The organism is Ktedonosporobacter rubrisoli, from assembly GCF_004208415.1.
GTDB classification, from domain to species: domain Bacteria; phylum Chloroflexota; class Ktedonobacteria; order Ktedonobacterales; family Ktedonobacteraceae; genus Ktedonosporobacter; species Ktedonosporobacter rubrisoli.
This window is the reverse complement of record NZ_CP035758.1, coordinates 7,207,503-7,220,295: the sequence shown is the minus strand read 5'-3', so window position 1 is coordinate 7,220,295 and position 12,793 is coordinate 7,207,503. Positions and strand designations below refer to the sequence as shown.

Annotated in this window: 12 protein-coding genes; 4 read left to right on the top strand and 8 right to left on the bottom strand. The window is 52.1% G+C overall.

Features of this window, described 5'->3' with window-relative positions:
- The first annotated feature begins 189 nt into the window (after positions 1-189).
- Positions 190-1,962, top strand: coding sequence for a zinc ribbon domain-containing protein (locus EPA93_RS31365; protein ID WP_129891301.1), 1,773 nt, complete (start codon positions 190-192; stop codon positions 1,960-1,962).
- Positions 1,963-2,021: 59 nt separating this feature from the next.
- Here EPA93_RS31365 and EPA93_RS31360 read toward each other — a convergent pair whose 3' ends face one another.
- From EPA93_RS31360 to tilS, 3 genes are all read right to left on the bottom strand, one after another.
- Entirely contained in the window at positions 2,022-3,053 is a 1,032-nt protein-coding gene (locus EPA93_RS31360; RefSeq protein WP_207229687.1) for an NAD(P)H-dependent glycerol-3-phosphate dehydrogenase, read from the bottom strand.
- Positions 3,054-3,272: 219 nt separating this feature from the next.
- Positions 3,273-3,854, bottom strand: a complete 582-nt coding sequence (gene hpt, locus EPA93_RS31355; RefSeq protein ID WP_129891299.1) for a hypoxanthine phosphoribosyltransferase — start codon at positions 3,852-3,854, stop codon at positions 3,273-3,275.
- A gap of 84 nt (positions 3,855-3,938) precedes the next feature.
- Positions 3,939-5,438 carry a tRNA lysidine(34) synthetase TilS gene (tilS, locus tag EPA93_RS31350; RefSeq protein ID WP_129891298.1) on the bottom strand — a complete coding sequence of 500 codons (1,500 nt, stop codon included), beginning with the start codon at positions 5,436-5,438 and terminating at the stop codon, positions 3,939-3,941.
- A gap of 212 nt (positions 5,439-5,650) precedes the next feature.
- Between tilS and def the strand changes: the two genes are divergently transcribed.
- Positions 5,651-6,154: a peptide deformylase gene (gene def / locus EPA93_RS31345; protein WP_129891297.1), complete on the top strand. Its 504-nt coding sequence runs from the start codon at positions 5,651-5,653 to the stop codon at positions 6,152-6,154.
- 217 nt (positions 6,155-6,371) lie between these two features.
- On the opposite strand, the gene EPA93_RS31340 is transcribed toward def, so the two are convergent.
- The 4 genes from EPA93_RS31340 to EPA93_RS31325 all read right to left on the bottom strand — a co-directional run bounded on the left by EPA93_RS31340 (position 6,372) and on the right by EPA93_RS31325 (position 9,680).
- Positions 6,372-7,217 carry a CPBP family intramembrane glutamic endopeptidase gene (locus EPA93_RS31340; RefSeq protein WP_129891296.1) on the bottom strand — a complete coding sequence of 282 codons (846 nt, stop codon included), beginning with the start codon at positions 7,215-7,217 and terminating at the stop codon, positions 6,372-6,374.
- Between the two features lie 398 nt (positions 7,218-7,615).
- Complete coding sequence (locus tag EPA93_RS31335; RefSeq protein ID WP_129891295.1) at positions 7,616-8,314, bottom strand: ABC transporter permease; 699 nt, start codon at positions 8,312-8,314, stop codon at positions 7,616-7,618.
- Positions 8,311-9,270 (bottom strand): ABC transporter ATP-binding protein, encoded by a 960-nt coding sequence (locus EPA93_RS31330; protein WP_129891294.1) that lies wholly within the window; start codon positions 9,268-9,270, stop codon positions 8,311-8,313. Before EPA93_RS31330 ends, EPA93_RS31335 begins: the two co-directional genes overlap by 4 nt.
- The gene (locus EPA93_RS31325; RefSeq protein WP_129891293.1) at positions 9,267-9,680 is read right to left on the bottom strand and encodes a GntR family transcriptional regulator; all 414 of its coding nucleotides are present in this window, start codon (positions 9,678-9,680) and stop codon (positions 9,267-9,269) included. The genes EPA93_RS31330 and EPA93_RS31325 overlap by 4 nt, the downstream gene beginning before the upstream one ends.
- Before the next feature lie 185 nt (positions 9,681-9,865).
- Between EPA93_RS31325 and EPA93_RS31320 the strand changes: the two genes are divergently transcribed.
- Positions 9,866-10,726, top strand: coding sequence for a class I SAM-dependent methyltransferase (locus EPA93_RS31320; RefSeq protein ID WP_129891292.1), 861 nt, complete (start codon positions 9,866-9,868; stop codon positions 10,724-10,726).
- Positions 10,727-10,752: 26 nt separating this feature from the next.
- A complete protein-coding gene (locus EPA93_RS50505) occupies positions 10,753-10,875 on the top strand; it encodes a hypothetical protein (RefSeq protein ID WP_277988680.1) in 123 nt (40 codons plus the stop codon).
- Between the two features lie 81 nt (positions 10,876-10,956).
- On the opposite strand, the gene EPA93_RS31315 is transcribed toward EPA93_RS50505, so the two are convergent.
- On the bottom strand, positions 10,957-12,723 hold the full coding sequence (locus EPA93_RS31315) for an ISL3 family transposase (RefSeq protein WP_165422819.1): 1,767 nt from the start codon (positions 12,721-12,723) through the stop codon (positions 10,957-10,959).
- Positions 12,724-12,793 lie beyond the last annotated feature (70 nt).

The window sequence follows — 12,793 nt, the reverse complement described above, 5'->3', positions numbered from 1 at the left end:
CCTGCTCTGTGTACACGGAAAACTTTGCAGATGCAGGGTTTTTAACAGTGAGGCAAAAAGTACAACTATCTACAATGATGTCCTATTTTCTGAAGGGTCAGAAGTCTCTCACAAAGTGCTTGACGAAGGGAGAAAGGGGATGGTATCTTCTAGTGGTAAAGAACCGGTGTTTGAGACAAGGGCCACGATATGGGCACACAACAACTGAAACAGTCCCTGAGTTATCCGCTGCGCCTTCCAGACGACGCGCAGGTGGAGGCACTGCGCTTGCTCGATCTCTCGCGTGAGGCCACCAACCACCTCATCACCGTCCTCTGGCCGCGTTTAGATGAATTTATCGTGCGTTCCAATAAGTACGCCTACAAACAGATTGAAGCCATGATGGTCTCCTCTCAGACGCATGGAAGTCGCCAGTTTCGCTGTGAGGCGGAACAAGCTGGCAGAGTTCTGCGTGCACAGGCCAAACGCAAACAGCAATTCGCGCTCATTCAGCCGATCCTGACCCAAGGGATGATCATGCCAAAATCCGAGTCAGCACGCCCACGCAAACATTCCCCAACGATCAAACAAGCACTTGAAGCCCTCACACAGAGCGATGCAGATGGGGGAAACTACGTCGAGCTGCGCAGTCTGATTGAGCAAGCCTGCAACTTCTCCTTGAAAAATGGCTCTTTCCCAGACACCTATGAAGAGATGCAACCGATTCCTCTCATGCAAGCTGCACAACTTCCCTATGCAGGAGACGATGGGGCAACCATGGGGCAGGCATATAGGATGGCGGTGGACCTCAAGCAGAAGCAGATCCGGCTCTCTTTGCGCACTCCTGATGCCCAGGGAAACTGGGGGCGTGGGTGGCGTGATCGACAGATCCGACTTCCCATCCCAGACTACGTTGTGGCGAAGATGGAACAAGGGAGCACGCAAGCGCCAGTCTTGCGTGAGATCAAAGAACCAGATGGAACACGCTATGCGGTCCTGGATCTCATTGTTGAAGTGCTCGTCGAAGAAGAGCCAGAACCGCCAGAGATGAACACCATTCTCGGATTTGATTGGGGAGTCAGAACCCTGCTCACCATGAGTGTGATTGATCTAGAGGGGCATCAGCTCACCCGTCCTTTTTTTCTGGGCACCGGGTGTTTTGACGGGGAACAGGCACGTACCAGACAGCAGATTGATCAGCTCAAAGCGGCAGTAGCTAGGCAAGAAGCCCACCTGAGCCGCCTCAAAGAAGGAGATGCAAGGCGTGAAGTGTGCCAGAGAAAGCTGAAGAGGTGGCGCAGAGAGATATCGCTGTGTTGGAAGAAGTACGAGAACCGCAATCACGATCTGGCCCATCTGGCGGCCAATGTTTTGCTGCTGTTGGCGGCGGTAACGGGCTGTTCGCTGATTGTAGGTGAATCACTCAAATCGATGAAATCACAAGGAAGAGGGCGCGATACGAAGGGGCGCTGGCGGAATTGGCGAAACAATACACAGGTGCGTGGCGAGATCTGGCGCGTCTTGAAGTATAAATGTTTCATGACGGGGATGCACCTCGAATGGCAGCAACCACGTGCCACCTCGCACACGTGCCCTCGTTGTGGAAAGCCTGCCCAGACGTACACATCATCCGAGCATCTGGGCAAGGTCATTGCCTGGGGAGCCTGGCTGTGGTGTCACCATTGTGGATGGAGTGGATCGCGAGACTACGCGGCCTCACTCAACATCGCGCGGCTTGGCGCTGCCTGGCTCAAAGAAGCCCAACGACAAAAACGCTTGATGAGGATTCATCATCCCCAGATACAAGAAAACCATGTCAACCCCGTCTGCTATATGCTGGCGGGATCGCCGCTACGGTTTCCGGCGAGAAGCCCACGGGCTTGCCTGCATGACGCAGCAAAAATGTATATCAACGGCTGGACTCATTCTGTCACGCTCCATTCTTCGTATCCCACGGCTATCATGCTAGACGCGTGTGGGTAACGAATATGCTCTTGATAGGTGAGGATAGCTTAGGATAACTATACATTTTAGAAACGGTATCAGCGCAAGCCAATGTTAGCATGCACGATGCCTTCCAATTCCCCTTTGGGATCGCGCATCATAAGTTCCGAGACGGCTTTGCGCGGGTCGAGCCCGGCAAAGAGAACCTGGCTCATCTGTTGGGCAATGGGCATTTCTACGCCGTAGCGCGCAGCCAGTTGCAGAGCGGCCCGTGTAGTAGAGACACCTTCAGCCACCGAGTGCGTGGAGCTCAAGATCGCTTCCAGGCGCTCTCCGCCGGCCAGGCGCTTACCAAGCTGCATATTGCGACTTAGAGGGCTGGCACAAGTCGCGATCAGGTCGCCGACGCCGGCCAGGCCAGCAAAGGTGAGTGGATTGGCGCCGGCGGCCATGCCCAGGCGCGCAATCTCAGCCAGACCGCGCGTGATAAAAGCCGCCTTGGCATTCTCGCCATAGCCCAGGCCATCGTTGATGCCGGCCCCAATGGCGATGATATTCTTGAGCGCCCCGGCCAACTCAATACCGGTGACATCGTGAGCTGTATAGACCCGAAAATAGCTTGTCGTCAGTAGATCCCTTATGCGTACAGCTACCTCATCATTGTGTGAAGCCACGACGGCGGCTGTTGGTTTCTCTTCAGCTACCTCGCGCGAGAGATTAGGGCCGCTTAACGCCGCGATCCGCTGCCGGGCTGTCGGTACCTCTTCGACAATTACCTCGGTCATACACTTAAGGCTGCTCATCTCAATACCTTTACTTGCATTGACCAGAAGCGTCTCTTTGTCTAAATGAGGAGCGAGAATGCGCATATTCTCACGCATGCGCTGTGAAGGAGTTACCAGCAAGAGGATATCTTTATTGTGAGTAGCTTCCGCGATGTCTGCGGTTACCTGCACCATTGCAGGCAGACGAAAGCCCGCCAGAAACAGGCTATTCTCGCGGCGCCGCTGTATTTCAAGAGCGCGTTCGTCCCGATGTTCCCAGAGCGTAGTTGCCACGCCCTTCTTACCCAACATAAGAGCTAATGTCGTGCCCCATGCACCGCTGCCAATGACGCCGACCGATGTCATCAAAACTTCTCTCCTGTGCCTGCAAATCTCGTACTGTTAGCTAGTGCTTTATCAGAAGTCGTGAGAGGAGTGTGCCAATCCACCAGATCGCGGCGCGTCAGCTCGATCGCTGCGCTCCCTTGACCATTCTGCTGGTTTCCCCATCACGTCAACCTTGACAGAACACTAGTTTATGATCGATTAGAGACATTGTAGCACAGGAGGGAAGGGGCAACGTGTTTAGCGTTCTGCCGGGCTTTGATGTTCCGTCTGTGGTTTCTGGCTGCCTTCATAGACTGATGGCTTCAGAATACCGACATAAGGAAGGTTGCGGTAGCGCTGCGCGTAATCAAGCCCATAGCCGACGACGAAACGGTCAGGAATATGGAAGCCCACATAGTCGCACTCGATCTCCTGAAGCCGTTTTCGATCCTTGGTTAAGAGAGCACAGATACGCAGGCTTAGCGGATTGCGCCGCCTCAGTAGATCTATCAAATAGTGCAGGGTGAGGCCACTATCAATAATATCCTCGATAATTAAGACATGTTTGTGATCAATCGGGCCTTCCAGATCCTTTGTGATACGCACAATCCCGCTGGACACTGTGCTATCGCCATAGCTGGCCACTGCCATATAATCGAGCTCCAGGGGAACATGAATTGCGCGCGCTAGATCTGCGATAAAGGGGACAGCTCCCTTCAGCGTGCCTAGCAAGAGCAGATTCTTGCCCTGGTAATGTTCAGAGATCTGTTGACCAAGTTCCGCAACTTTGGTGCGTATCTGTTCCTCGGAGATCAGGATCTCGCAAATGTCTTTGTGCATGTGTACCTCTCTGTTAGAGCGCTTCCAGTGGGCATCGCTGGGCCTGATGCTAAATAGTTTGCCCCAGATATGGCTCTGTCTACTTTAATAGTCCGGCTCCATTGGCCTGATGGATAAGCGCACAATATGGCGCGTTTGCTCGGTCAGGCGCACCCGATCATCGACCTGAACGCCTGCCAGCCAGATGCAGTGTTTTGCGGAAAAGAAGAGCGGGATCTGCTCGCGTTCGGCGCGTGCTATGTGCTTATCGACGAGCACATCCTGCACTTTTTTCTCCCTGGCCATACCGAGCAGTCGAATACGATCACCCGGGCGTCTGGTGCGCACATGCAAAGTATGACCCACGCTTCCGCCATCGATATATACTACATAACGTGTTGGCGCAAGTATGTGCCACACCTCGTTCCAATTCCCATATGCCAGCGCGTCAACTACCTGGCGCGTCACGGCCTCCGCTACAATCTCGGCGCAGGCTATCAAGGATGTGCCAGGCACCTTATGTTGGCCAGGGATTGGCAGGGTCACCTCTATAGGCTCTTCCTTTGCGCTCGGCTGCTTCTGGTAATCATCGTCTCGTGTAAATAGTAATGTATCGCCCTTACGCCTCACACGCAGGTGTTGAGGTAGATGTAACATCATCTCTTCGGCGCTTTCCTTGCGCTGCGCGAGTTGCTCGATCAAGCGATAGTGCCGCAGCTCTAGAGGAGACTGGCCAGCGCTCAGGCGAGCCGTTACGCGTCGCAGCAGATGTCGTTGCAAGCTAAGCGGCAAGGCCTGCAGCTCCGAGCAACGCAGACCGATGCATGCGCTCTGCTCGAAGCTTACAACTCTCGGCCAGGAATGCTCTACTTGCTCCTCTATCAAGGCCAGGTCGGCCTGCATTACCTCGGCATTGCGTAATAAAGTAGCGCGAATGCCGGGATTTAGCGATTCTAGCAGGGGTAAGAGCTCATGGCGGAGGCGATTGCGTAGAAAGCGGGGATCGGTGTTGCTGCTGTCTTCCATGGGCGTCAGGCCATGCTCACGGCAATAGGCCTGAGTATCGGCGCGGCTAAGGCAGAGCAGCGGACGAATAATATCTCGCTGCCTGGGCTGCAAGCCGATCATGCTGGCGAGGCCGCCGCCACGCAGCCAGTGGAGCAGAAGAGTCTCAACTTGATCGTCCATATGGTGCGCTACGGCTATCAGTGTCTCGCCTCCACTTTCCGTGAGCTCCTGGGCAACCTGGCGTAAGAAGCGATAGCGAGCCTCGCGCGCTGCCTCTTCCAGTGACCGGCGCTCTTGCTGAGCCAGGGCTGGCACATCAATCGCCCCAATAGTGGCAGGTAAATCCCAGGCTGCGGCCAGATTTGCCACGGCAGCTGCGTCGCGTGCTCCTTCCTCGCCACGCAATTGGTGATTGAGGTGTGCGACGTGTAATCGTACAGTTGGGAAACGCTTGCCTGGACCACAGAGGCTGTGCAGCAGGTGAAGGAGACATAACGAATCGGCCCCTCCCGAAACAGCTACCACGATCTTACTGTGGTCAGGGAGAAGGCCATGCTGCTCGCTATAAGCTATGACAACCTCGATAATTTCTACCATATTTGCGCTTAGTATATTTTATATGATACGATATAAGGCAATTATAGCATCCGTCAAGGTGTTGTTTCACCGGTTCCGAGTAGATTTTTGGTAGCAGAGCCTGGCAAAATTGCTGCGTAAGCGCTATTTGTGCTGGCTCACTTTTATTGGCTCGGAGTTTGTCAGGGCAAGGCCCTGAGTTTTTCGAGGTCGCGCAGGGGCAAGAGAAAATTATGTCAATTCGTAAGATCATTACTACAGAAAACCCTATTCTACGGCGCAAAGCAAAGAAGGTTCATCGCTTCGATCCATCTCTCCAAAAGCTTGTAGATGATATGTTTGAAACTATGTATGCGGCTAACGGCGTAGGATTAGCAGCTCCGCAGATCGCACAGTCAATCCGCGTGTTTGTGGCCGCATACGAAGATCACAAGGTAGCCGTCTTCAACCCTGAGATCGTCAAGGCAGAAGGCGAGGAGGTTGGAACCGAGGGCTGCCTGAGCATTCCTGGCTATGTTGGCGAGAATATTCGGCGCGCAAGCAAGGTTCTGGTCAAGGGGCAGGATGTACGCGGTAAGCCGATCCGTGTGCCGGCCGAGGGCTGGTTCGCGCGCGTCCTTCAGCACGAGATCGATCATCTGGACGGCGTTCTTTTCCTTGATCGTTTGGATCGGCCCGAAGATTTGCGCGAAGTGCGCGCCGATGAGCTTGAGGAAGAGGCTGCGGTAGTGGAGTAACCGTTGCCTGCTTCGGCTCCCGGGCACTTTTCACAGGAGACAAAAGTTACATCAGAAACTGCCACCTGTCCTTAAGGAATGGTTAAGCAAACTACCCGAGGACAGGTGACTTCTTTTTTTGGCTACTCTAAATGAAGCTGGATGAACTGATCTTTGTGAAATCCTTCTCTTTACTTTGAGGAACTGTCGGCATGACGACAGTTCCTCAGGTCCAGCGTTAGGCAGGATTTTTAGCCCGGAGCTGACCGCTAATGATCAGGCCGAGAGCGATCAGACCAAGGAAAATCCATGAGAGCATATCCCAGGTAGTAGGATCGAGTTTACCTTTACCTATGAACAAGGGCATGAAAAATTGACCGTAAAAGAGGTTGTTAGTAGCATGGTAAAGACAGCCAGGCCAGACGCTTCCACTACGTAGACGCAGCCAACCGTAAATGAAGGAGAGGAGAATTGTCTGGCCAGTGTAAGTTGCTAGCGAGACTACGATATTTGTATAACCAGCATAGCCATGAAAGAGGAGCGGATAGTGCCAGATGCCCCAGATCAGGCCTGTGGTAATAGCTGCCAGTATGGGACGGTTACTGAATAAGCGTACCTGCAAGTAGCCTCTCCAGCCAAACTCTTCGCCCCAAAAAACCGGCATCATAAGCGGAGTCAAGAGCAATAGAAGGAGAAACGCTTGCCATACTTGCAGATGGAGGTTGAAGAAAGGTATGACTGTCATGCCTGACAGAGAGAATGAAGGCTGTAAAAACTTGAACAGAACTGCCAATACTACGATGAGTATATATGTGGACAAGCGCAGGGCTCCAGCCAGGGGATAATAAAACCAGCCCCTTTTGAAGTTTAGTTGAAGTCCTGCATCCTGAAATCCTTCCCGGGTGATCCAACGTCTTACAATAATGGTAGCGATCGCTGGTGTGAAAAGGGCGGGTAGGCAAATCAGCGTGAACATCGGGTCCTCTACCGAAAAGCCAAGCAGCCAACCTAGTCCCCAGTTGAGCCAGGTCAGGCCGAAGGCCAGGAGTAAAAATGCTAGAATTCCCTTTGTCTTAGTTGACATATCTTTAGATCCTTTCGTACTTTCAGGTTAAAGCTAATAATTTATCTATAGTGATAGGGTGTATTTGCTGCGTTTATTTAGGCATTGGCGCATAAATTTGTATTTACATAAGGCCAACATGTCGAACTAACGAGATGACGTCTGCAAAAGTTATGTAATCGAACTTCATATTTTTCTACATAAAGTCCTATTTTCTGGTCATTAAATACGGACAAAAGGTTGTCCCTATGAATGATCAGGCCTTAGATCCTGACCCTCCAAGCTACTATCAGCTGCTAGTTGCCGAAGCTTGGAAGTATAGGAATGAGAGCCACATCTTCATTATTCATCCGAATTTGCCTGTGAAACTATCAAATGTCTTACATGCTATAGTGCCATTTCATTCTGCCAATTTCCACTTAATACTTTCTCCTGCCAAAGGCTATCAGTGCTCCCAGGAGAGGAAGGACTGCCGTAAGAAGGCAGACAAGATACTCTTTAAGAGGAAATCCATTCCCTAGATAGACCTCTCGACTACTCCAATAGTGCCACAGGCTCCAGTTCTGATCCCTGAGCAGCAAGGGTGGCAACGCTGCAAGCGTAAGTATAAAGAGCAGAGAGTAGATCAAAGGCCGAGAGCTCTCGGTCGAGATAACCGAGAAGAGTAAAGAAAGGCTGAGAGGGAAAAGCGTGCTCAGCCAGAGCAGCCCGGTTGCGATCAGCAGGTTTAGCATCTCCTGCGGGTGTCCTAGCAGGAGACATATTCCATCAATAACGATGCTGGCCGTCAGCGCAAGTATAAGGAGTATAGCCATACTTGTGGCATACTTGGTAAGTAGAATGCGTTTGCGGCTGATGGGCCTGGTGAGGAGGAAATAGAGAGTTCCTTTATTCACTTCACCGGCGATAAGACCACTGCCCAGAAAAGCTGCCATAAAGCCCAACAAGCCGGGACCACCTATCCAGAACCATTGTTGCCAGACATAAGCATTAAGGTTGCTCACAGCAGAAGTACCGAAAGGCGTGTAGGGCGATACATTCATACCGGCAACCAGCAGAATGAGCGGTCCCAGGATGAAAAACTTCCAGCGGACCTCCAACAATTCTTTTCTGATCATTGTACACCTCCTTTCAGGTAATCGAGCAGGATGTGATCCAGGCGAGCCGGGACTATCTCTATATCACGCAACTCATAAGGTCGAGCCTTGATGGACTTGACGAGTACAGTATGTACATCGCTCTTAACCCTCAAGCGTATATGGCGACCCTCTTGCTCAAGTCGCAGTACACCTGGTAAGTTTTGCAACGCTTCTATCTCCTGTTCCGGCAACTTCTCTGAATAGGCGAGAAGGAGTATCTTGTGAGAGGAGCGTAGATTATCGAGTTCGTCGCTGAGTACTATCTTTCCCTCATAGACGATTGCTACATGATCAGCAATAGCTGCGATCTCTGGTATCACATGCGACGAGAAAAAGATCGTCGTACCACTGGCCGCCACCTCGTTAATCAGTATATTTAAGAAAACCTCACGCGCGAGCGGGTCCAATCCCTCTGTAGGCTCGTCGAGTAGGAGCAGATCAGGCTCGTTACCAAGGGATAGGCAAAGAGCGAGCTGCGTCTTCATGCCTTTTGAGAACTTCCTCAACGTTTTCTTGCCAGGTAAGGCAAATAGCTGTAGATAGTGATCTACCTTGTCCTGATTCCAATGCCGCTGGGTCTTGCGGCAGAGCAAGCAGAGCTCCTTGACGTTCAGATACTCGTAGAAGTTGCTGGATTCACTGACGTAGCCAACGCGGGCACTAATCTCCTGGCGCTGTTTGACTGCCTCAAAGCCCAGTACTCTTACGTGGCCCTTATCAGGTGTCCTGATACCAAGTAGAGTCTTTATTAAAGTTGTTTTGCCGGCTCCATTGGCGCCAAGCAAGCCGTAGATCGAGCCGCGAGGTACCTGCAGGTTTAAACCTCTGAGTATCTGATTGCTACCATAGCTAACCGTAAGATTGTCTATTTCGATGGCTGCCTGGCTATCAGCTCTAGGAAAGGCTGTATCAGCATTGACTGCGAAATTATTCATGACTTCTCCTTCCGCTTCGGCAATTCAGACATAAATTGCTGAACTGCGTGCTCGAAATGAGTTCGTAGCTCCTGGGTGCTCATATCCAGACTATTAGCATCAAGTACCAGGGTATGCAGGCGCTCGATAAGTGCTTTGCGCTTCTGTATGCGCAAAGTTTCTTCAATTTGACCAACAACTGTAGTTCCCCTGCCAGGACGACTTTCGATCAGGCCCGTGCGCTGTAGCTCGTTATAGGCTTTGACAATGGTATTGGGCGCAATCGCTAGCTCATTAGCTAGTTCGCGTACCGTTGGTAAAGAGTCTCCCGGCATAAGTCTACCAACTTCAATTGCATGCTTGATCTGTTGTATCAATTGCACATAAATGGGTATGCCATTGTGCATATCGATGTGTAACCAGATAGCCATCTTTGACCTCTTGTGCTATTGTGTCATAATTATGACACAATGATAAAATAGTAGCCCCAAAAACTGAACTTGTCAAGGGTGGGCAATATCGGGAGAAAGTGATTGAGGAAAGGCTTGTCTCGTTCACTAAAAATGTGTAAGCTAAGCATTGTACTGTGAAAAGATGCTAAAAAGGAGATTGCAGGATGCCAGCTCCCCAGCCTGAGCAAGAGGCACATTATCCAATTGAAGCCGAAAATATGGCCGAGATGGCGCGCCTGGTCAAGCAGGCCCGCATAGCTACTCAGCAGCAAGGACTTTTTCCCGCCAACCTTGATCTCTCGCAGAAGCAATCTATCCTTGACATCGGCTGCGGCCCCGGTGAATGGGTGCTCTCCGTAGCTGAGCGTTATCCAGAATGTTGGGTGACAGGCGTTGATGTCAGCAAGATTATGCTGGCCTATGCGCAGCATATGGCGCGCGAACGCGAACTTTTGAATACGCGTTTCCGTGCTATGGATGCTCGCTCCGGACTTGATTTTCCCGAGGCAACCTTTGACGTGGTACATTCGCGGCTGATCATGGGTTTTATGTCTACGGCCACCTGGCCGCCCTTCTTTCGCGAATGCTATCGACTCCTGCGACCGGGCGGGATCGTATGCAGTACCGAGGTTGAAAATGTTGGCGCCTCTTCCAGCCCTTCGTTCTCGCATTATTGCAATCTAATGGTCAAGGCTATGCGCCTGGCCGGCCAATGCTTTTCGCCCGAGGGCTCGCAGATTGGGATTACCGCTGTTCAGGCCCGTTTATTGCAGGAGGCTGGTTTCCAGGATATTGGGCAGGAGGCACATATCCTCAACTATTCGGCTGGCCAACCGGCGCACGAAGCCATTTACGACGATTGCCGCACAATGCTGAAGCTGATTCAGCCCTTCCTGGTAAGCTGCCAGCTTGGCACTTCCGCAGAGCTGGAGGTGCTCTATGAGCGTGCTATGGCCGAAATGCAGGCCCCCGATTTCTGCGCGGTAGCCTATTCTCAGCGCATCTGGGGCGTGAAGCCGTCCTGACGCTTTACAGGGAGGAGAACACATTTATGCTGCTAACTACTTATCAAGAGGCTGCGCCTTTTCTCCAGCAGGTGCAAGCCAGACTAGAGAAGCAAGAAGTGCGCAATAATTTGTTGCTGGGTATTTCTTTTGGCTCATCCTCACATTAAATGAGCTTGGTTGATTGTGAGAAAAGAACTCTCTTGAGGGAGTACAACGAGGGAGGGTGTGTAGAAACGGAACGCCGAGGGCTAAACCCGGCAGAGGACGCGCAGCCGCAGGAGATCGAAGTTTGCTCGTCCGAAGACGATCCGCTTCTGAAGTTTGAGGCAATTGACCTGCGCCTCGACCTGACCATTACTCCAGATGCTCGAAAATGCGGCACGGACGGCTGCATAATCGAGACGAATTCCCCTCGCCATCTTGCGGAATTCGGGAAGGATGCTTTGTTCAGCGGTCTGAAGCCATGCATCCAGATCCCTGTCTCGATGCTCGGCCAGCATCATGACAAATTGTTGCCCTAATTGGTAGGCTGTTTCCAGATCGGGATGACCTTCTCGGATTTGCTCAACGTACTTGCGTTGCTGTTCATCCAGTTTTTCTGATCGACTGACAAGAAGCCAGGAAGCCCGCGTGGGAGACATTCGACGTTTCACCAGGGGTTGGGGAGGAGGCGAAGCCGAAGTTTCGATGGGAGGGGTTAAAGCCTGATGTACTACTTCCACTGCTCTCGCTGCCTTGTATTGCTTGCGAACACTGGCAAGAAAATTTCTGAGCAGAGATGTTGACCCGGTATAGCCACGAGCTTTGATCTCATCGTAAAGCTGAACACTGTTTCTACAGCCCTGTTCCCAACGCTCCCGGATGTAGGGCTTGTACTGATCCAGCATGCTGCCCCGTGGTCCTCTTCGGTGTGAGGCCATTTCAGGATACTCTTCAGCTTTGAGAAAACGACGAACGACCTCGCGGCACACCTTCAACTGTCGAGCGATGGCACGAACGCCAATCCCAAGCGTGTTCAGCCTTCGTACTTCTTCATACAAGCCATAGCGCCTCTCCCGTCGTGCCTGCCGGTGTAATTGTCGAGAATTGTCTGGCGGGGGTCGCCAATAGGGGGTCGGCGGGATCGTTCGATAGTGTTTTTCATCTGCCACCTCGACAGATGGGGGAACTGACTCCTTGGTGGGTGATCCTTTGATCCCTCGTGCGCGAGCAGGGATCGCATCAGCCCTGGTTGAAGCCTCGTGGGGTAAACAGGAGTGTCTCCGGTCCATTACCTCCTTGATCCTCTCTCGAAGGTTTTTCAGCAAATGGAATTTGTCGGCCACCTGCTCGGCTTGTGGAGCACCACGTTTGGCTGCTGCCGCATAATCTCCCCCTCGATCACGGCTGACCAATGTAATCTCTGGATGCGATCTCAGCCAGGTTTCCGCTGTTTGGGCGCTGCGATCTTCTAAGAGTTCAATCGGGCGACGACTTTGGAGGTCTACGACCAGCGTGCCATAGGTCATACCTTTCTTCCACGCCCAATCGTCGATCCCAACAATGGGCACAGACGTAGGTGGGGTGTAGATGCGTGCTCGCATCCTGCGCAACAATGTTGGTCCAGAAACCTGCATCCCCAGTTTGGGTGCAAGACGCTCTCCCAGTTCTCCGCAGGTGGCAAATCCAAGTGTCTGGAGGGTCTCTGAAAGCCGATTGGTCATGCGAGCATAGGAATGCACCAGAGAATCGAGGCGCTCCGTAAATATGCTGTGTGAGCAAGTGGATGTGGGACAGACAAAGCGGCGCACTCTCAGCTTCAAAATGACGCGCCGACCCCCAGCTGGCAGATCCGCCACGGTCCTGACATAGGCTCCGTGTATCCGATCAGATGAACAGCTACAGCCTGGACAGAGCGCGCATGGGTGATGGCAAGCAATGTGAACCAAGACACTGGTTGCGTCTTCCTCAACAGAGGTGATGCTCACCCCTTCTGGCAGAGGTAAAAAGGGCGAAGTGGGGTCTGTCTGGCTCATCGATGATGTTCTCCTTGCAACGTAACAACACACAACCATCGATGAGAGTCTATCAGAAAACTTTACAGCG

Excerpts from the sequence above, each read along its gene's own strand:
- EPA93_RS31360 (WP_207229687.1), bottom strand. The coding sequence starts at position 3,053 with ATGACATCGGTCGGCGTCATTGGCAGCGGTGCATGGGGCACGACATTA.
- EPA93_RS31330 (WP_129891294.1), bottom strand. The coding sequence starts at position 9,270 with ATGAATAATTTCGCAGTCAATGCTGATACAGCCTTTCCTAGAGCTGAT.
- EPA93_RS31335 (WP_129891295.1), bottom strand. The coding sequence starts at position 8,314 with ATGATCAGAAAAGAATTGTTGGAGGTCCGCTGGAAGTTTTTCATCCTG.
- EPA93_RS31325 (WP_129891293.1), bottom strand. The coding sequence starts at position 9,680 with ATGGCTATCTGGTTACACATCGATATGCACAATGGCATACCCATTTAT.
- EPA93_RS31320 (WP_129891292.1), top strand. The coding sequence starts at position 9,866 with ATGCCAGCTCCCCAGCCTGAGCAAGAGGCACATTATCCAATTGAAGCC.
- EPA93_RS31365 (WP_129891301.1), top strand. The coding sequence starts at position 190 with ATGGGCACACAACAACTGAAACAGTCCCTGAGTTATCCGCTGCGCCTT.
- tilS (WP_129891298.1), bottom strand. The coding sequence starts at position 5,438 with ATGGTAGAAATTATCGAGGTTGTCATAGCTTATAGCGAGCAGCATGGC.
- EPA93_RS31340 (WP_129891296.1), bottom strand. The coding sequence starts at position 7,217 with ATGTCAACTAAGACAAAGGGAATTCTAGCATTTTTACTCCTGGCCTTC.
- hpt (WP_129891299.1), bottom strand. The coding sequence starts at position 3,854 with ATGCACAAAGACATTTGCGAGATCCTGATCTCCGAGGAACAGATACGC.
- EPA93_RS50505 (WP_277988680.1), top strand. The coding sequence starts at position 10,753 with ATGCTGCTAACTACTTATCAAGAGGCTGCGCCTTTTCTCCAGCAGGTG.
- def (WP_129891297.1), top strand. The coding sequence starts at position 5,651 with ATGTCAATTCGTAAGATCATTACTACAGAAAACCCTATTCTACGGCGC.
- EPA93_RS31315 (WP_165422819.1), bottom strand. The coding sequence starts at position 12,723 with ATGAGCCAGACAGACCCCACTTCGCCCTTTTTACCTCTGCCAGAAGGG.